This window comes from Tundrisphaera macrotermitis (assembly GCF_051175315.1).
GTDB lineage: Bacteria > Planctomycetota > Planctomycetia > Isosphaerales > Isosphaeraceae > Tundrisphaera.
On record NZ_CP195100.1, the window covers coordinates 5879545 to 5898043 of the forward strand.

15 protein-coding genes are annotated in these 18499 nt (G+C 67.6%); 5 read left to right on the forward strand and 10 right to left on the reverse strand.

From position 1 onward, the window contains the following. Positions 1 to 16: 16 nt before the first annotated feature. Positions 17 to 1237 (reverse strand): GTP cyclohydrolase II, encoded by a 1221-nt coding sequence (gene ribA / locus TA3x_RS23750; protein ID WP_435022423.1) that lies wholly within the window; start codon positions 1235 to 1237, stop codon positions 17 to 19. 425 nt (positions 1238 to 1662) lie between these two features. Here ribA and TA3x_RS23755 point away from each other — a divergent pair, with 425 nt between their 5' ends. Beyond that, positions 1663 to 3015, forward strand: a complete 1353-nt coding sequence (locus tag TA3x_RS23755) for a cobyrinic acid a,c-diamide synthase (protein ID WP_435017157.1) — start codon at positions 1663 to 1665, stop codon at positions 3013 to 3015. A 25-nt stretch (positions 3016 to 3040) separates the two neighbouring features. Here the strand turns inward: TA3x_RS23755 and TA3x_RS23760 are convergent, their stop codons facing one another. After that, positions 3041 to 4114: an Ldh family oxidoreductase gene (locus tag TA3x_RS23760; protein WP_435017158.1), complete on the reverse strand. Its 1074-nt coding sequence runs from the start codon at positions 4112 to 4114 to the stop codon at positions 3041 to 3043. Between the two features lie 148 nt (positions 4115 to 4262). Between TA3x_RS23760 and TA3x_RS23765 the strand changes: the two genes are divergently transcribed. Both TA3x_RS23765 and TA3x_RS23770 read left to right on the forward strand, forming a co-directional pair. Further along, complete coding sequence (locus TA3x_RS23765) at positions 4263 to 5273, forward strand: aldose 1-epimerase (RefSeq protein WP_435017159.1); 1011 nt, start codon at positions 4263 to 4265, stop codon at positions 5271 to 5273. Positions 5274 to 5405: 132 nt separating this feature from the next. Then, on the forward strand, positions 5406 to 5918 hold the full coding sequence (locus TA3x_RS23770) for a hypothetical protein (RefSeq protein WP_435017160.1): 513 nt from the start codon (positions 5406 to 5408) through the stop codon (positions 5916 to 5918). Between the two features lie 9 nt (positions 5919 to 5927). Here the strand turns inward: TA3x_RS23770 and TA3x_RS23775 are convergent, their stop codons facing one another. The 8 genes from TA3x_RS23775 to TA3x_RS23810 all read right to left on the reverse strand — a co-directional run bounded on the left by TA3x_RS23775 (position 5928) and on the right by TA3x_RS23810 (position 17551). Then, positions 5928 to 7142 carry an ATP-binding protein gene (locus TA3x_RS23775; RefSeq protein WP_435017161.1) on the reverse strand — a complete coding sequence of 405 codons (1215 nt, stop codon included), beginning with the start codon at positions 7140 to 7142 and terminating at the stop codon, positions 5928 to 5930. Further along, the gene (locus tag TA3x_RS23780; RefSeq protein ID WP_435017162.1) at positions 7139 to 7984 is read right to left on the reverse strand and encodes a response regulator; all 846 of its coding nucleotides are present in this window, start codon (positions 7982 to 7984) and stop codon (positions 7139 to 7141) included. The genes TA3x_RS23775 and TA3x_RS23780 overlap by 4 nt, the downstream gene beginning before the upstream one ends. Positions 7985 to 8385: 401 nt before the next feature. Then, positions 8386 to 9153: a nucleoside phosphorylase gene (locus tag TA3x_RS23785; RefSeq protein ID WP_435017163.1), complete on the reverse strand. Its 768-nt coding sequence runs from the start codon at positions 9151 to 9153 to the stop codon at positions 8386 to 8388. A gap of 123 nt (positions 9154 to 9276) precedes the next feature. Beyond that, complete coding sequence (gene shc, locus TA3x_RS23790) at positions 9277 to 11325, reverse strand: squalene--hopene cyclase (RefSeq protein WP_435017164.1); 2049 nt, start codon at positions 11323 to 11325, stop codon at positions 9277 to 9279. 242 nt (positions 11326 to 11567) lie between these two features. Further along, positions 11568 to 13040 (reverse strand): BON domain-containing protein, encoded by a 1473-nt coding sequence (locus TA3x_RS23795; RefSeq protein ID WP_435017165.1) that lies wholly within the window; start codon positions 13038 to 13040, stop codon positions 11568 to 11570. A gap of 60 nt (positions 13041 to 13100) precedes the next feature. Then, positions 13101 to 14984: a metallophosphoesterase gene (locus TA3x_RS23800; RefSeq protein WP_435017166.1), complete on the reverse strand. Its 1884-nt coding sequence runs from the start codon at positions 14982 to 14984 to the stop codon at positions 13101 to 13103. Positions 14985 to 15146: 162 nt separating this feature from the next. Beyond that, a complete protein-coding gene (locus TA3x_RS23805) occupies positions 15147 to 15986 on the reverse strand; it encodes a CDP-alcohol phosphatidyltransferase family protein (protein ID WP_435017167.1) in 840 nt (279 codons plus the stop codon). A gap of 11 nt (positions 15987 to 15997) precedes the next feature. Beyond that, positions 15998 to 17551 carry an amino acid permease gene (locus tag TA3x_RS23810; RefSeq protein ID WP_435017168.1) on the reverse strand — a complete coding sequence of 518 codons (1554 nt, stop codon included), beginning with the start codon at positions 17549 to 17551 and terminating at the stop codon, positions 15998 to 16000. Positions 17552 to 17826: 275 nt separating this feature from the next. Between TA3x_RS23810 and TA3x_RS23815 the strand changes: the two genes are divergently transcribed. Next, complete coding sequence (locus tag TA3x_RS23815; RefSeq protein ID WP_435017169.1) at positions 17827 to 18054, forward strand: hypothetical protein; 228 nt, start codon at positions 17827 to 17829, stop codon at positions 18052 to 18054. Positions 18055 to 18183: 129 nt separating this feature from the next. Then, positions 18184 to 18495: a hypothetical protein gene (locus TA3x_RS23820; protein ID WP_435017170.1), complete on the forward strand. Its 312-nt coding sequence runs from the start codon at positions 18184 to 18186 to the stop codon at positions 18493 to 18495. Positions 18496 to 18499 lie beyond the last annotated feature (4 nt).

An 18499-nucleotide genomic window follows, 5' to 3' on the forward strand; every position in this document is an offset into this window, starting at 1 on the left:
GGCGGGGCCGGGCCGATCAACCGGCCGTGGGGAACGGCAGTCGGTGGCCCATCTTGTCCCGCTTGGCGTCGAGATACCTGCGACGTTCCTCCTCCTCGGGGGCGATGATGGGGACCTGGTCGACGACTTCGAGCCCGAACCCGTTGTAGACGAATGCGTCGGTCTTCTTGGGATTGTTCGTCAGCAGGCGGACTTTCCCCAGCCCGAGATCCTGGAGGATCTGCATCCCGATCCCGTAGTCGCGGAGGTCGGCACGGAACCCCAGCGCCAGGTTGGCCTCCACGGTGTCCATCCCCTGATCCTGGAGATTGTAGGCCCGGATTTTCTCGATCAGGCCGATCCCCCGACCCTCCTGGGGCAGATAGATCAGGGCACCCACGCCGTCCTCGCTGATGGCCTTCAGCGCCAGGTGGAGCTGGTCCCCGCAGTCGCAGCGGAGCGAATCCAGGAGGTCGCCGGTGAAGCAGGACGAGTGGATCCTCACCAGGGGAGCCGGCACGGAGCGGAGATCGCCCATGACGATTGCCACCGGCTCGTTTCCGGGCTCGTGATCGACGCGATAGCCGAAGATTCGCGCCCGGCCATAGCGGGTCGGCAGGTCGGACTCCGCCGCACGCTGGACCAGCTTCTCGCGGCGGCGGCGGTAGCTGATGAGCATCTCGATCGACACGATCGGCAGGTCGAACCGGTTCGCCAATTCGTGGAGCTTGTCGCGTCCGGCGACGCGTGTCCCGTCGAGGATCTCGCAGATCACCCCGGCCGGGGTGAGGCCGGCCAGGCGGACCAGATCGACGGCCGCCTCGGTGTGCCCGGCCCGGCGGAGGACCCCTCCCTCCTTGGCGATCAGCGGGAACAGGTGACCCGGCCGGACCAGATCCTCGGGCCGAGTGCCCGGGTCGATGATCGCCCGGATGGTCGCGGCGCGTTCCTCGGCGCTGATCCCGGTCCGGCAGGAAATGTGGTCCACCGGGACGGTGAACGGGGTGTGGTGCGGGGCCGTGTTGGTCTCGACCATCGGGTGGAGGTCGAGCCGGCGGGCCAGGTCGGGCATGATCGGCATGCACAACTGGCCCCGGCCGTGCGTGATCATGAACTCGATCGTTTCGGGGGTGGCCCGCTCGGCCGCCGCGACGAAATCCCCTTCATTCTCGCGTTGTTCGTCGTCGACGACGATGACGACCCGGCCCGCGGAGATCGCATCCAGGGCATCTTCAATCTTGGAGAATTCGTAGGCCATGGGAAACACCACCGTCGGGATCGGGTCGAGGGGCAGACGGGACGTCCGGCCCTTGCTGATGTCATTGTAGGCCGCCCCCCCGACGACTTCGAGGGGAGAGCCGTTATGGCTCATCGGAACGGCTTGCACCGAAGGCATGACGTTCATGAGACGCGGGGGGCCGGTGCCGGGTTCGACTGGCACCGATACTGGTTGATCGGCCTTGACCCGACCGATGTGGCCCTTATGATTGTCGTGGTCTGGCACACGGCCCAGGCCATGCCGACCGGGCACAAACCCCGGACCTCCCTCCTGCAGTGTCCGCCATCCAACCCGCACGATCTTCCTTGACGAACGGGCCATTCCCGGCCCTCAAGTACCGCGTTGTGTCCTGATCCTCCATCAGGCCGTCCGGGCCGATCGCGCCTAATGTGAGTCGTTCGAGCATGATGTCACTCCCACGGCTGGCATTGGCGGTCTCCGGGTCGGGGCTGGAACCCAGCGCGGCAAGCCTCGGGCTCCTGGCGGGCCTCCACTCGCTCGGATGGCGTCTCCAGCATTTCCGATCGCGGGCCTGCCCGATCGGCACCGAGGCGATCTTGCAGGCCACCGGCCGGCCGGGCCGGCATCTGGACGCCTGGCTCATGCCCGACGACGTCTGCCGCGGCGTCTTCGCCAGGGGGGCCGACCGATCTCAGCTGGCGATCGTCGAGGGGACCCTGGATCGCCCCGCCTCGGGCGATGAGGCCGGGTGCGGACGTCCGGGCGGGCTCGGCCCCCTCTCCCGCTCGCTCGACCTGCCGATCATCTCCGTGATCGATTGCCCCCGCTGGGATCGTCTCCACCTGCCGAAGCTCCCACCTGAGATGGACGCCGTCCTCCTGGACGGTCTGGAAGACGCCTCGGATTATGCGAAGATCGCCTCGGCGGTCAGCACGATCACCCGCAAGCCGGTCGTGGGGGCCATCGAAGCCCTGCCCGAGGCGCGTCGGATCCTCCAGGAAGCCCCGAGGAATCGCCCCCTGCCCGACGGTGTCCACGGCCCGTTCTCCGCGAGCTTCCTCCGGTTCGCCGACCTCCCCCTGCTCCGCTCGCTGGCGAACAGTCGGCCCTTCCCGGGCGAACGGCTCGCAATAAACACTTCCGAGCGGGCCCGGTTCCGGGTGGCATATGCCCTGGATGAAGCGTTCGGCAGGTACTTTCCGGACACCCTGGAGACCCTGGAAGCCCTCGGGGCGGAGCTGATCGAGTTCTCCCCGCTACGGAGCGAGGCCCTGCCCGAGAGCGCCGACCTGGTGATGATCGGGTGCGGCTTCCCGGACGAGCACGCCGACGCCCTGGGCGCCAATTTCAGCCTGATCAACGCCCTGCGATCCCACGTCTATCGGGGTCGTCGCATCTATTCCGAAGGCGGGGGCACGGCCTACCTCGGGCGATCCATGCGGATCGATGGCCGCGAGGTGCCCGGCGTCGGCATCCTCCCGTTCGATGCCGAGCGTCGGGCCAACCCCACCTCCCCGTATCCGGTGACGCGGACCCTCCGCGAGGATACCTGGCTCGCCCCGCGTGGGACCGTCGTCCGGGGATATCATTCGGGACGATGGGATCTGAAACCGACGTCGGAACTGTGCCATCAGGCGGCCGGCTTCGGTGCGCTGTCCGACGAGAACGATTTCTTCCATCACCACCATGCCGTCGGCGGCCTGATCCACCTCCACCTCGCCGCCCTGCCCCAGGTCGTGGAGGCTTTTGCCGGCCCGCATCGCCCCTCGCTCACCCTCCGTCGGCCGGGCCGGTGAGCGTCGGGGCCGGTCGTTTCGCGGATCAGATGGCCGCGATGTGGGACTCGTCGGGCAGGGCGACACCGAGGTTGGTGGCGACCTCGGCCAGCCTGGCCCAGTGTCCCGTTTCGAGCGGGATGCCCTGAATCGTCCGGTATTCCAGCATGTTCCGCTCCGGATCGCCCGGCAGGAGCACGGCCGAGACCCCCTCGGCACGCGGGGTTTCGCGGACATAACGTGCCACGCCCGACGCCTCGCGGACCAGGGCTTCGCTGCCGGCGAATCGGGCCGGGTCCAGCACGATGAAGACGACATTGTTGCTGTTCGCGGCCCCGGCGCCGGGGTAGCTCGATCGTCCTCCGGACAGGCCACCCGTCAGCATGTCGAGGACCAGGGCCAGGCCGAACCCCTTGTAGGCCTGGTCGCCCCCCATGGGGCGAATCGAACCCATCGGCGCCTCATAAAGCACCGACGGGTCGGTGGTCGGCTGTCCGTGCGTGTCCAGCAGCCACCCTTCCGGCACGGGCTTGCGGTCGTTGAAGTAGTAACCGCGGACCTTCCCCTCGGCCACGGCGCTGGTGCCGAAGTCGAGGACGACCGGGTTCCCTTCGGTGGGCACGGCGGCGCAGAGGGGGTTGGTGCCGAGCCGACCCGCGAGTCCGCCTGGCGGGGCGACCCTCTGCCCGGCGCCGTTGTTGTTGACCGAGGCGATGAGGATCAACCCCTGCTCCGCAGCCTTCTCGGCATATTCTCCCAGCCGGCCGATGTGGCCGACGGACGTCATCACGCCCGATGCCACCCCCAATTCTCGCGCCTTGGGGATGACGAGCGCGAGGAGGCGGTGGGCCTGCACGGGACCCAGGCCCATCTGGCCATCGGCGACCACGACCCCCGGCGCCTCGGATTTGATTCTGAGTTCGACCCCCGGCTTGTAGGTCCCCTTATTGAGGAAGTCGATGTACTGGGCGATCCGCATGACCCCATGAGAGTCGTGACCGCGGAGGTTCGCGCCGACCAGGTGATCGGCCACGATCGTCGCCTCGCCACCAGGAACCCCGGCGGCTTCGAACAGGCGAACGGCGAGGTCACGCAAGATCGGGGCATGGATGGTCGGCACGAGCGGGGCTCCGGGGGGTCGTTTTGCGAATTTTCCGATCTTACGCAGACACCAGGCGTTTGCAATCCGGAGCCGCCGAGGGTCTGATGATCGGAGGGGGGACCTCAACTCTCACCCCCCGATCGGATGACCTCGGGAGGGCCCGCTCATGGCCTATCGCGTCGATACGGAGAATCACGGCGGCCGGACTGTCATCATCCTCCGGGATGAGACGAGCGGGGCCTCGGCCTCGATCCTGCCCTCGTTCGGATTCAACATGTTCGACCTGAGGCTGCCCGCAGCGGGACAGGCCCGGCGGATGGTCGTCGCTGCGGACGACTTCGCCGACACTCCCACCCGGCCGGGCCGCAACGGGACCCCGGTCCTGTTCCCCTACCCGAATCGGGTCCGCGACGGCCGATTTACGTTCCGGGGCAAAGAATATCACTTGCCGATCACCAACGCCCCCAACGCCATCCATGGGTTCGCCATCTCGGCGGCCTGGGACGTCGTCTCCCAGGGGGTCGACGATTCGGGCGCGTTCGCGGTCGGGCGGTTCCACCTGGCCGAGCATGCCCCGGAGATGCGACCCCACTGGCCGACCGACGCGATCCTGGAGATCCGCTATTCCCTGGCCGGTCGCAAGCTCGACATGACCGTGACGGTCACGAACCCCACAGATGCCGAACTCCCATATGGCTTCGGGATCCACCCGTATTTCCGCTGTCCGTTCGCCGGAGCCCCACTCTCTGAGGCCCGGGTGATCCTGCCCGCCTCGCGGCATTGGATCCTGGAGAAGAACCTGCCGACCGGCGAGATCGAGCCCGTCTCCTCCCGACTCGACTTCCGACGCGGGAAATCCCGGGCCGGCCTCGTCCTCGACGACGTCCTGACCGGACTAACCTACCAAGGCGATTTCGGGGTGGCCCGGCTGATCGACAACAGCCTGCGCTCCGAGTTCCGCCTGACATTCGACCGCGGTTTTCGCGAACTGGTCGCCTTCACGCCCCCCCAGGATCAGACCCTGCTGGCCATCGAGCCTTATACCCAGACGACCGACGCCATCAATCTTCAGGCTCGCGGCCTGGATGCCGGGCTCCGAGTACTGGGACACGGGAAGTCGGACACCTTCCGGATCGGGATGGAAACCGTCGACTGGGATGCCCCTGCGAAAGATTGACGCAAATTCACCGGAGGGCGATGGCCGTCTTGGGGAAATCGGCTTATGATAGGGCTGGTCCAAACCCGATCGACCCGATCCGGGCCTGTGGCCTTCTCTCCCCGCCCCGCCTCCCTCGCCCGAGAACTGGCCATGGAGCCGTCCGGTACCGAAAAGCCCACTGCGCAGGGGATGCCGCTCGACCTCCTGCGGAGGGGGATCGATGTCTATCTGGAGATCGCCTATCCGGCGGAGCCGCCGCCCGAATCGGTCCGCCGACGGCTGGCATGGCCCGAGGATGCGACGGCCGAAAACCTGCTTTGCAAGCCCCCATTCGAACGGGTGAGCAAGAAAGGCGTCGAGCCGCCGATCTACGCCCTTCGGCTCGGCAATGCGCGCTATCCGCACATGAAGATGCAGATCCAGCCGTGGGACGGCGAGGCGGGCTTCCTCCTCTCGGTCAATACCCACGACCACGCCCTGTCGATCGACCCGGATGCCCCGGACGCCGCCGCCTTCATGGCCTTGCAGGCGGATAATCAGAGGTTGAAGGTCGCCATCGAGAAGGCCTGGGATCTCGCCGGCCTGCCTACCTTCCCCCGTTACCTCCGCGATTACCTGGTGGCCCAGCAGGCCAGGTCGGTCCAGCCGGGGGAACTCGGCTGATCGGGCCGTTCAGCAACCCGGCTTCGCCCCGGGTGCCGGCGGCTGCCGGCGGGGTAGGCTGAACAGGAAGGTGGATCCTTCGCCCGGCGCGCTGTCGACGCCAACCGTGCCGCCATGCAACTCGACGAACGTCTTGACCAGGCAGAGCCCGAGGCCCATCCCCTTCTTGCAATACTGATATTCGCCCGACGAGTGGTGCAGCGTGTCGTTTCCGGTGAAGAACGGCTCGAACAGGTGGGCGCGATCTTCCGGAGGGATGCCGACGCCGGGGTCCGTCACGCGGACGTAGAATCGCTCGGGGTCGTCCCCCCGGGCCTCCACGATGATGGTCCCGCCATCCGGAGTGAACTTGATCGCGTTGACGACCAGGTTGGTCACCACGTCGGCCAGCTTCGCCGGGTCGACCTCGGCGGTGCCCAGGTCGTCCGCGGCGCGGAAGTCGACCTGCTGGCGGCGAGCTTCCAGGAAGGGCCCGACATCGGCAAGCGCACGGACCAGCAAGGGCCGAAGTTCGACCTCCTCCGTCGCCAACCCCGGGGCGATCTGGTCCGTCTTGAGGAGCTTGAGCATCCGCTCGACGGTCGTCGCCAGGCGTCGCCCGGCCCCATGGATGCGGTCGACCCAGTTCCTCTCGGCCGGGGAGGAGTCCGGGCTCTGGGTCATCTTCCAGAGTTCGGCCAGCCCCAGGACGACCGTCACCGGGGTGTTCAACTCGTGGCTGGCCACCTCGATGAACTTCCCCTTCAGGCGGTCGGCTTCCATCAGGCGCTGATTGGTCTCGGTCAACTCGCGGAGGAGCCGGTTCTTCTCGACGATGAGGGCGTGCTGGTCCACGGCCTGCCGGATCACCGTGGCGAGTTCCTCGGCATCCCAGGGCTTGGTCACATAGCGGAAGATGTTGCCCTGGTTGATCGCGTCGATGACGGCGCGGATATCCGCATAGCCCGTGAATAGCAGTCGGGTGGCGTCCGGGTGGAGCTTTTTGACCTTCCCGAGGAAGGCGACGCCCGTCATCTCGGGCATCCTCTGGTCCGACATGATGACGTCGATTTCGGGGGCCTGTTCCAGGGCGCTCAACGCTTCGGCGGGGCGCTCGTAGGTCAGGACCTTGTAGTCGAGCCGGAAGAGGTCGTGGAGCGACCGGAGGACCTCCGGCTCATCGTCGACGACGACCAGCGTCGGCCGCTTGGCGAGCTTTTTCGGGGACGAGAAGGCGGTGCTCATGACCGATCCATTTCCCGCGGCAGGAACCGCTTGATGAGAGTCACCTCGTTTCCCTTCTCGTTATGCCGCATCTCATCGACCATCCCGTCGGTGACCATCAGCCCGAATCCGCCTTCCCTCAGGCCCAGTTTCTCCCGGACGTCCATGTGCGCGATGGGATCGTCGGCCGAGGCGGCGTGCGCCAGGTTGTTGCGGTCGAAGCCAGCACCTTGATCTCGGATCACGATCTCAACGCGGTCGTCGTGGATCCGATAGGTGATGTCGACAAGCTGCTCGGAGCGGTGGCGATTGCCCCATTCGATGGCGTTCTGCCCCATCTCCAGCAAGGCCTGTCGAAGGTTGAATAGCTCGCTCTCGTCCAGGGGGATCGCCATGGTGATGCCCATCAGGAAGTCGTTGACTTCCTGGAGGAACGCGACCTCGCTGTTCAGCTCGACGTGGATCTCGCCCTGGATCCGGCCCTTCTCCATCCGCTCGCGCCAGGCGCAAGCCTCGCCGATGGCACGGAACAAATCGGCCGCGCCATAGGGCTTCGGGACGTAGGAATTGGCCCCGACGCGGAACCCCCGCGTGCGATTGGTGGCGTCATCCAGCGCGGTGAGCATCACGACGGGGGTGAGCATGGTCGCCCGGTCGGCACGGATCCCCCGGCAAACCTCGAAACCCGAGGTATCGGGGAGCATGAGGTCCAGCAAGACGACGTCGGGTCGGAGGTCCCTGGCCAGGGCCAAGCCCGTGTCCCCGGTCGAGGCGATCACCGGCTCATAGCCGCGATAACGGACCATCCGAGCCGCCATTTCGGCCTGGTCGGCGTCATCTTCGACGATCAGAGCCGTGGGCATCGTCGCCTCCCGGCCGGGATGAAAAGAGCGACCCGGCTCGACCAAAACCGACCTCAGCGGCCAATCCCGGCACCCCGGGGCATGGCATTTCGAAGCCCGATCGAATCGTACACCGTCGAATGGACCGAGTCCAGGAAGCCGACCGGAAAGGGGCATGACCGGACCTCCTTCGCCACGCGGACGGCGCGTGCCGGAGCATCGGAAGATAGGCCTTCGGCCGCACCGAAGCAAGGGCCACCCCACGAGGATGATCGCTCTCCTTAGAGTACGAGCTTCGATGAGGATCGGTGCGAAGCCGAGCGACCTCCGGCCTTCGGATTGGCCCGAACGCGTTCGGGTTTCCCCGACGCACCTTCTACTGCGCATCGCCCGATCGGACACGCGGGGACGGCCGGGCCCCTTCAGGTGAGTTGGCCCATCGTGGCCGAGAGGAAGGCAGATAACCGATCGGCGGCCGATCTGGCATGATCGCGGAGCAGGAGGAGGTCCTTCATGCTCGAAGGACGCTTCCAGATCGCCCCGACGGCCGCCCCCAGGCGAAGCCCTCCCGACCGCCCGAGGATCGCCACCACCTCGGGAGGAAGGTCGACCCCGGCCTCATCGCTGATGACCCGGACCGACAGAAACCGGACGCCCCGCTCCCCGCACAGGGCGGCGACGGACGAGGTCTCCATGTCGACCACCGAGGCCCCGGTGCGAGCGTGAAGTTCCGCCTTCTCGGCGGCCGTGCGGATGATCTCATCGACGGTCAGGAGCCGCCCGGCCCGGATCGCCGGCTGGCCCGGTACGGGCGGAGGCACGGCCACGTCGATCGCGAACCGGCCCCCCTCCAGATTCATGACCTCGTCGGCCAGGACGATGTCGCCGCGATGAAGGTCGGGAGACAGGGCGCCTCCGAAGCCGGCCGAGATTATCCAGCGGGGTCGGTGTCCGTCGATCAGGATCTCGGCCCCGATCTGGGCCCGCTTCCGCCCGGCGCCGGCGACGACGACGGCGATCAACTGATCGCCGAGTTCCCCTTCGATCACGGTGAGCCGTTCGCCGGCATATTTGCGGACGTCACGGAGTCGAGAGATCAACGGCGCGATCTCGATCGAGAGGGCCGCCACGATCCCGATATCGGCCGGCCCTGGCGGGCGGGCCGGCTTTCCTCCGGGTCCCATCACCATCGGCCGGGGCTCAAGCGGTTTGCCACGGGGTTGTCTTCATGAAGGCACCGAGATCGGAGTGAATTCCGGGCGAAACGGGGGTCGGGCCATGCGGCGCCATGGTGGGACCGCATGGCCCGCATGTCAAACCTCGACGGAGCGGGGCTGGGCCGGGATCCGGCTGGCCATCGCGCCGGGCGGTCGGGCCACGGTCGTCATCGCCAGCCGATTCATGGCCGCGGTGTGGCGGGCCACGGCCATGAGCGAGAACGAGACGGCGTAGAGGTGATACTTCATGTAGAACACCAGGGGGAAGCCGGTCCCGGTGTAGTCGGCATCATCCCAGGTGCCATCCTCTTGCTGGATGCTCAGCAGGTAGTCGATCCCCCTGAGAGCGGCGGTGCCCGCCGCCCGACCCCCGGAGACCAGGCCGAGCACGGCCCATGCGGTCTGCGAGGCCGTCGGGTTCCCCTGCCCCATCAGCGAGGGATCCTCGTAGCTGGCGCAGGTCTCGCCCCAGCCGCCCGATTCCTGCTGGACCGATTCGAGCCAGTCGCAGGCGCGGACCAGGGCCGGGTGATCCATCGGGAAGTCGAGCGCCTTCAGGCCCTGGAGGACCTGCCAGGTGCCATAGATGTAATTTACACCCCAGCGGCCATACCAGCAGCCTTCGGGCTCCTGGGTCTTCCACAGATAGTCCAGGGCCCGGACGATGGCCGGATGATCCTTGCGATAGCCCAGGGTGCCCAGCAGCTCGATCACGCGGGCCGTGATATCCGCACAGCTCGGGTCGAGCATCGCGTTGTGGTCGGCGAACGTGACCTTGGTAAAGACCTGGTTGTTGATGTCCTTGTCGAAGGCCGCCCAGCCGCCGTCGGAGTTCTGGAGCGCGAGCAGCCAGTCGACCCCGCGGCGCGTGGCCGCCACGACCTCGGGATCGTCCCGCATGGCCGTCGCCCGGAGGGCGAGGAGGACCATGGCCGTGTCGTCGATGTCGGGGTAATGCTCGTTGTTAAACTGGAAATGCCAGCCCGACGGGGCGATCGGCTTCCAGCGGTCCTGCCAGTCGCTGGCGACTCGAACTTCTTTCTCGAGCAGCCAGCGGGCCGACCGGAACAGCGCCGGGTGGAAGTCGGCCGCCTTCGCGTCCGCCAGCGCGATCGTGGCGATCGCCGTGTCCCAGACCGGCGAGAGACAAGGCTGGATCCGGATCGTCTCGGCTTCCTCGATCAACAGCTCGTCGAGGCGTTCGTGGCACCACCTGACCTCATCCGAGTCCTCCGCGTAGCCCAGGCAGCCCAGCGCCACGATGGCATACACCATCGGCGGGAAGATCGCGCCCAGGCCGTCGGAATTCTCGAAATGCTCCAGCATCCACCGTTCCGCCGCGCGGATGCCGGGGCGGCGCCACGCGGACGGCAGGAGGCGGTCGGCCCACTTGAGGCCCCGGTCCGCCGCCAGGAAGAAGTTCTCCCAGGAGATCCACCGCTTGGTCCACCGAGAAGGCGGGGGTTTATCGGCGGGGAAAAGCTCGGCGATCCCCTGCTCGGGAGAGAGGGGCCGGCAGGGCTTGAACGACGAGATGATCATCAAAGGGACAATGATCGTCCGGGTCCAAGACGACATGGCCGCCACGCTGAACGGCACCTTGGCCGGGATCATCAGCAATTCGGCCGGGACGCTCGGGACGTCGTCGTAGGGGATCTGCCCGAGCAGGGCGAGATAGAACCGGGTGAAGCTATTGCACCGGAGCGCCCCGCCCAGCGAAAGGATCACCTTCCGGGCGCGGACCATGTCCGGGTCTGCGGTGGAGACGCCGATCAGCTTCAAGGCGAAGTACGCCTTGACCGTCGCGCTGATCTCGGGCGGGCCGCCCGGGTAGATCGCCCAACCGCCGTGGTCGGATTGCCTGGATCGGATATATCGGCAGGCTTTGACGCATTCGTCCGAGTCGTGCCGGCCCAGGTAGGCCATCAGCAGGACGTACTCGGATTCGAGGATCGTGTCTCCTTCGAGCTCGCCGAGCCAGAAGCCCCGGGGATCCTGGGACTCGATCAGCCATTGACGGGTGGCGGCCATCGCCGATTCGGCATCTCGCGGGGTCTTCAGGGCCGGGCGAGACGAGACTTGGCCCTTGGCGGGAGAAAGCGCCCCGCCCCTCCGGGCGACGCCCTCCACCGTGTTGACGGTCATTCGATCCGGGCCCCTCTCCCTGGGAATCTCTGGGGTTCCCGGCCCAGTTCGATCTGGGACGCGGGCCGCTTCGCCTCGGCGCGACGGGTCCGAGGCGCGGCGCCATACTAGGAGGAGGAGTCGGGTCGATCAAGATCAATCCATCGTCGCCAAGCCCAATCGACACCAATTTTTGCGTCGAGGCCACAGGTCGGATCATGACAGACTTCCGCAGCTTGCCGGACCCGCAAACTCGATCAAATTCAGGGCGTGTCGACGACGAATTGGGACTCGACCTTGAAATCCCTGAGCAGCGGCATCGAGCGGAGGATCGCATCGAATCGGCCGCGGTCCTCCTCCCGGCCGAGCGTCCCGCGGACCTCGAGCGAATCCCCGCGGGCGCGGACCGTATCGACGTGGGCCAGGTCGCCGACCTGCCGCCTGATCTGGGCGGCGAGGTAGGGCTCGACGTCCTCCGGCCTTCCCTTTTCGGCCAGGGGGTTGCGATGGTTCTCGTCAGGGACGGCGAAGGCGAGCCGGTCATCGACCTCGCGGACCCCCGGAGTCTGCTGGACCGCCCGGTAGGCGAGCATCGCCTCGAAGGCCGTGGGGACGCTGCCCGTCAGCGACGCGATGCCGTCCTTCACCTTGACGCGGGCGCCGGTCTCGGCCAGCGCGGGGCGATCGGCCAGGGCCTTCTCGGCACGCTGCGAGACCGGATCCCCCTCGGCGGGGATCGCGATCGGGGTGCTGACCACCTCGCGGGGGGCCTCACCGGCGGGGGCGGGTCGCTCGCCGGCGGGCATAGGGGGCGGCGGCGGGCCGTCGGGTTTCGCCGGGACGATCCGGACGGTCAGGAGGTTGATGACCTCGGAGATCCCCGGCTCCTTGGCGAGCCTCTGCCCCACGGCAATCCGATCGGCGAGCGTGGGGACAATTCCCCGAAGCGTCGCCACGCCTCGGCCGTCGATCGTCACCTCGATCGGGTTTTCACCCGGGTTGTTCGCGGGATCGAGATGGATCTTCGTCACGTCGTCCTGAGGCGCGGCCGGGTAGGTCATCACGGTCCCGCCGTTGGGGGCGGGGAGGTTCTGGGGCTGCCCCGGATCGATGGCCGCGGGGTTGGTGGCCAGGCGTCGTGCGGTCAACTCCCCCCACCAGGGGGGATATTCGATCGTGGGCGGTTCGAAGCCGTAGAACGGATCGCCGACCAGCCCGAACAGGGACGGGTAATTGGCGTAGGGGGTCGGCCCATAGCCGTACCCGAATCCGACGGACCGCGACGTATAGCCATAACCGGGCCCGAGAGCCGGGGGCCCGTAGCCGTAGGGGACGGTCCGGAAGCCTTCGACCGGCGCGGCATAGCCCGAGGCGATCGCCATGTCGGCCACGCGACGCCCCTCGGCCGTGTCGATCACCAGGGCGTCGTAGACCGGGACCCCTTGAGCGATGGCGATCCGGATCGCCTCGTCATGGACCCGCTTCGAGCCCACGCGTCCGACCAGCGCGATCTTGTTGCCCCTCGGTTCGGTGGCGAACCGATAGGGGGCGGTCAGGGGGTTGGCCTGGAGAGCATGGAGCAGCCCCAACTCGGCCTGCGAGGCGACCGGCGCCGGAGAGACGGCCTGGGCCTGTCCCGAGGCCGGCGGATTGGCGAGGCTCTGGGCCGAGGCCGGGGCGATCAGGCCCGATCCCCCGAGCACGAGCACGATGCAGGATGTCCGATGGCGACTCATGGTGCGACCGCCTCCCAGATTGACCGGGCGTCGCTGGCTTGGAGGTGCGTCGCCCCATCCTCAGTCTACGGACGGCGCCGGCCGACCGGCAAGTTGATCGCCGGATTCGCGTCCCTTGTCGATCACCAGTCGATCCACCTCGCGGCCATCGCGATCGAAGGCCCGATAGGTGAGCCGGCGTTCGCGGACCTTCACGTCGATGGTCTGGTAGGTGGCCACATCGGTGAAGCCCTTGGCCGTGTACCCGCGCGGGTCTTGCTCGCAGAACTTGTCGCCCGACACCGCGACCACGTAGACGGGGGCCACCTCGTCGGGGCTGGCCGGATGCCCGGCCTTCATCGGGACCGTCCTCAGGTAGGCGTGATCGTGGCCTTGCAACACGAGATCGACTCCGTGCTTCTCGAAGATCGGCGACCAGGCCGGGCCGAGCTGGGGGTATTCGCGGGTCCGGTGCGAGGCATGGACCGGGTGGTGGAACGAGACGAACTTCCAGGTGGCTCGGGTCCGGGACAACGCCTCGTCCAACCATCGCGCCTGGACGCTGGCCAGCGACGCGTCGTAGATCGCCAGGTTGCTGTCCAGGACCGCCACGAAGGCGTCGGAATACTCGAACGCATAGACGAGGTTGGGGTCGATCCCGGGCGGCCCGTTCCGGGGCAGGTCGAAGGTCTTGCGATAGATCTCCGGCCCCCTGTCCAGATACTCGTGGTTCCCCACGACCGGCATCAGGGGAATCGACCCGAAGACGTTGCCGGCGCGGAGGAAGAAGTGATCCCAGTTGGTCCGTTCGTTGCCCCGATCGACCAGGTCGCCGGCCATGAGGACGAAGCCCGCATCGGGCCGGTGCCGGGCCATCGCGGCGAGCAGGTCGCCCCACCGCTCCAGGCCGCACTGGGCATCGCCTAGATAAAGGAAGCCGAAATCCGGCCGACCGTCCGGGGCCGTCCGGGTCGACTGCCAGGGGCTCGACCCGGCCTCCGTCCCATCCCCGATCGAGTAGAAGTAGCGGGTATCGGGCCTGAGATCCGCCACGACCACCCGATGCCGGAGGATCGTCGGGTCGTTGAGCAGCCCGTCCGACTCGATCGGCCGCGCATCGCCTTCCACCTCGCGGATCGATCCGCGGTCCCCCTCCGAGGCGATCCGGAGAACCGAGCGCGTGGAGAGCGGATGGGTCCGCCACGTCCAGGACAGGGCGTGCCTCGGATCGTCCCCGAACGAGACGACCACCTGATCAGGAACCGGCCCCGAGGGTTGCCTCGCTTTCCAGACCCGCCCTCCGGCGAGCGACACTTCCTGGCGGCGTTCATGAGCCACCTGGACAAACGTCGCACCTCGAAGTTCTTCGGGAATCACCTCGAAGGGCTTGAAGCGATCGGAGAAAGGTGAGGACCAACGGGTTGCGGCGACCGCCCGCCTCGGCTGGTCGCCGACGGCTTCGATCCCGACCGGCGAACCGTCATCGCCCCGCACCAGGACGGCGTAGTGGGCCTGGGCGGCATGATCCAGCGCATTCACGCCGAGCCCGATGACACCGGCGGGGAAGTGCCTGCGATGAACCGCGAACTCGCCATCCTCGTTGCGGAGGCGAATGCCCGCATCGGCAAAACCTTGATCGGCGAGCCAGAATGGGATCGACCGGATCGGCGCAGCGACCGAGACGATGCAGGGTCGATCGACCCGGAATCGCACCGCATTGCGGCCCAACGCCCAGCGCTCCTCTCGGGTGAGGTTGGCCAGGACCCGATCCCCCCTGCGGGCGATCCGGGTCAGTTCGATCGGGGACAACTCCCGGCCCAGCCGCTTGCCGAGCGCAACTACCGATGCGCGTGCGTCGGGCAGGTCTTCGATGGCCGATCGAGGCCCACGCGAGGCGAGCAGGGACCAGCACAGTCCGAGCCCGGGCGCGAGCCAGAGCACAAGTCGTCGGGCACGCTTCGCCATCGTGGTGGGACTCCATTCCCGGGCCTGGGCGGGGCATCGGCCCGCCCAGGCCCGTTCATAGCCGAATCCCGCCCAGCGGGCAAAGCCAATCGGCCGCAGGGACCGGCTCGCCGACCGATTTCGGACCCGAGCCGATCGGGAATCCCCCGGGTCGTGACAGGCTCAAACGTGAGACGGCCGCTCGACCGGGCGGGCTGGCCCTCGGCCGAACCAGTGCCACAGCGTGATGATCCACGAGGAGATCATGTAGAAGGCCGGGTGGAACAGGGAGATGGTCGCAAGCTGGCGGGTGTCCGAATCGAGTCCCTCCGGGCTGGCCGGATCGCGCCAGATCACATACGCCACCATGACCGTCCAGACCGCGCCGATCACATTGCTGAAGGCATTGAACCGGCCCGGCTGGGTCGGATAGAGGTAGCGGCTCGGGATGAAGGTCATCAGGGCCAGCACGATCACGATCGCCAGGGCCGCGGACGCCGGGAGGTCCAGATAATAGAGATAGAGGGCGACCACATTCCAGAGCGATGGAAAGCCCAGGAAATAGCCGTCGTCGGTCTTGGCCTCGACCTGGCAGAAGCCGTAGGCGCTCGCCAGGAGCGGCAGGAGGAGCCAGCCCTCGGTCCCCGGAGGGAGGAGTTGGGCCCTCCAGATCAGGAGCAAGGGCAGGAACGTGTACGTGAGGAAGTCGGTGATGTCGTCGAGCTTACGCCCGTCGAAGTTGGGCAGGACCGTCTTCACGTGGGCGCGTCGGGCGAAGGTCCCATCGATGGCGTCGATCAGCGTCCCGACCACCATCAGGAAGAAGACCCCGCGAAATGCCGGGGCCCCGCCGCGGACCAGGAGGACCGCCATCGCCGCGGCGACGACCAGCCCCATCCCCGTGAACAGGTGGACGGACCAGGCGATGATCACCGCGGCCAACGTCGGCCGGGGTGCGACGGTCACACCCGTCGCGGCCCCATCGCGGTGTGGAGCCTTCTTCTTCTTGGCGAGGCGACCCATGTCCCGACTCCCTAACCCATTCCGATGTCGGCGACCGGAGCGGGCCGCGTGGCGCGATGTTCTTCGATCACGCCGGCCGACTCGCGACGCCCGATCGCCACGTAATAAAGCGCCCCGAGGGCGAGCAAGGCGATGGTCGCGATCGGGGCCGCATATCGCCCGATCTCATCATCCCCATAGATCGCCTCGCGCGGCCAGCTGATGTTGACGATCACAACAACGCCCCAGGCGACCGCCAGGGCATTGATCGGCAGGCCCCACCGCCCCAGATCGAACAATCCCTTGGCTCGTCTCCGCCGGGGGCGCCCGAGATAGCGGATCCGCTTGACCAGGAGCGGGGCCGTCACCAGGAGATAGGCCAGGTTCGCCCAGACGATCGACACCGAGGCCAGCACCTCGACGATCCGAGGATGGCCCACGTTCGCGATCAGGATGGCAAACGCACAGACGCCGAGCATGACGGCCGCGACCAGGGGCGACCGGGTCTTCTCCGGGAGGCGGGCCAGGGCGACCGAGAACGGCAGGTTGTTGTCGCGGGCCATCGCGAACACCAGGCGGACCGCGGCGGCGTGGACCGTGAGCGTGCAGACGACGATCGCCAGGACGACGTCGATCAGGAGCAGCCGGCCCCACCCCGAGCCCAACGCCGACTTGATGATCGCCGGCATACCGCCGCTGATCTGGCCCAGGGCCGGGTCGCGGAGGTCGGGGGCCGCCCGGAGCGCGCCGAGCAGCAGCAGCGTCCCCATGATGCCCACCGCCGCCAGGGCTCCCAGGATGGCGCGGGGCGCCCTTTTGCGGGGGTTGTCCGTCTCCTCGGCCAGCGCGCCGGCGGTATCGAACCCGTACATGACGAAGGAGGGCGTCAGGGCGGCTGCGCAGAACGGGGCGAAATAACCCCAGGCCAACCCCTCGCCGCGTCCCTGGGTGTCCAGGACGACCGATGACCCGCGTCGGACCGCGGTGAACAGGAGGATCGCCAGGATGATCGCGCCGGCCATCTCGGCGAAGACGCCGACATTGTTGATCCGGGCGAGCAGCTTGACCCCCACGGCGTTGATCAGCGTGCTGAAGGCAATCAGGCCGGTCCCCAGGATCACCGCATTCTTCGCGGCATCCGTCGGGTCGCCCACCTGCCCCACCAGCTGGAAGGCCGGGGAGATTTGCGGCAATGTCGACTGGAGCGCCAGGGCCACCGCGGCCAGGGTGATCACGGCGCAGGCCAGGTAGACCCATCCGGCCATCCAGCCCACCGGGCCGGGGGACACTCGATTGGCCCACTGGTAAACCCCGCCCGAGAGCGGATAGTCGGCCGCCAGCTCGGCGAAGCAGAGAGCGACCAGGAATTGTCCGGCCAGCATCAGCGGCCAGGTCCAGAAGAAGGCCGGGCCCCCGGCCGCATACCCGAGATGGAAGAGCTGGGGCAAACCGGTCAGGATCGACAGGTAGGAAAAACCGGCGGCGAACGAGGAGAACCCGCCCAGGGTGCGGTCCAGCCTCTGCTTGTAGCCGAATCCCGCCAGGTCGTCGACATCCCGGCCCAGGGCCGTCTGCGGATCGGGCATCACTTCGATCGAGGCCAGGAGGCCCCGTCCGGTGGGGACCGCGACGATGGATCGCCCCGGGATACGCATCCCATCCCGCAGGGCCGGATCGTCGTGAAGGGGGGAAGTATAGCAGGTTAGGGCCGCCGGAGGGAACCGGGCTGTCCTGCCTCGGGATCATTCGGCACCGGCCCGCGAACCCGGATCGTCCGGCTCGCCTCTATGGGGCGTGGGCCGCGATTCGCCGGCCCCGCCGATTCGAGTACGACGACGACGTCGCAAAGGAGGACGTCATCATGGCACGCCGACCGCAACCTTCGCTGGCCGATCTGTGGCGGGCCACGCTCGCCCGCCTGGAACGCCAGGGGGTGGGCGATGCGGCCGGCCTGGCCCGCCAGCAGGCCATCGCCGCGCTGATCGCCATCAACGCCGACCCCCCGGGATCTCGCGATCCGGAGGGATGCAACCTCCCCCCTCGCCCGTCGAGGGGCCGCTGTCGTCCGCTGGCTTGCGCCTCGTCCTGAGTCCCTCGGGGCGGGGCGCGGTGGGGGGGCGCCCTCGGTTTCCTTGAAGAAAGCCATCGGCTCATCCGACTCATCACTGTGAGGACGACTCACCGACCACGTCCGCACGACCCGCAAGGAGGATGACCGATGGACGCATCCGCGACGCCCCCCCTCGCCATCGACCTGGTCCGCTGGACCTTCACGGCCGACCCGGAATCCCAGGACGCGATCGAGGCCCACCTCGACGACCTCGGCGCCGACGTCGTGGCCTACGACGATGGCCGGTGCGTCGTCTCTTGGGAGGAGCCGGGCATCGACCTCGAAGAAGTGGTGGAAGCCCTCTGGTCGCTGAACGGCGCCCCGTTCGACGTGACCCAGGAGGAGTTCCACCGCACCAGCCTCAACCTTCTGCAACAGGAAGAAGGCGAGATCCCCACGCCGGATGCCGACGCCGCCTGAGCCC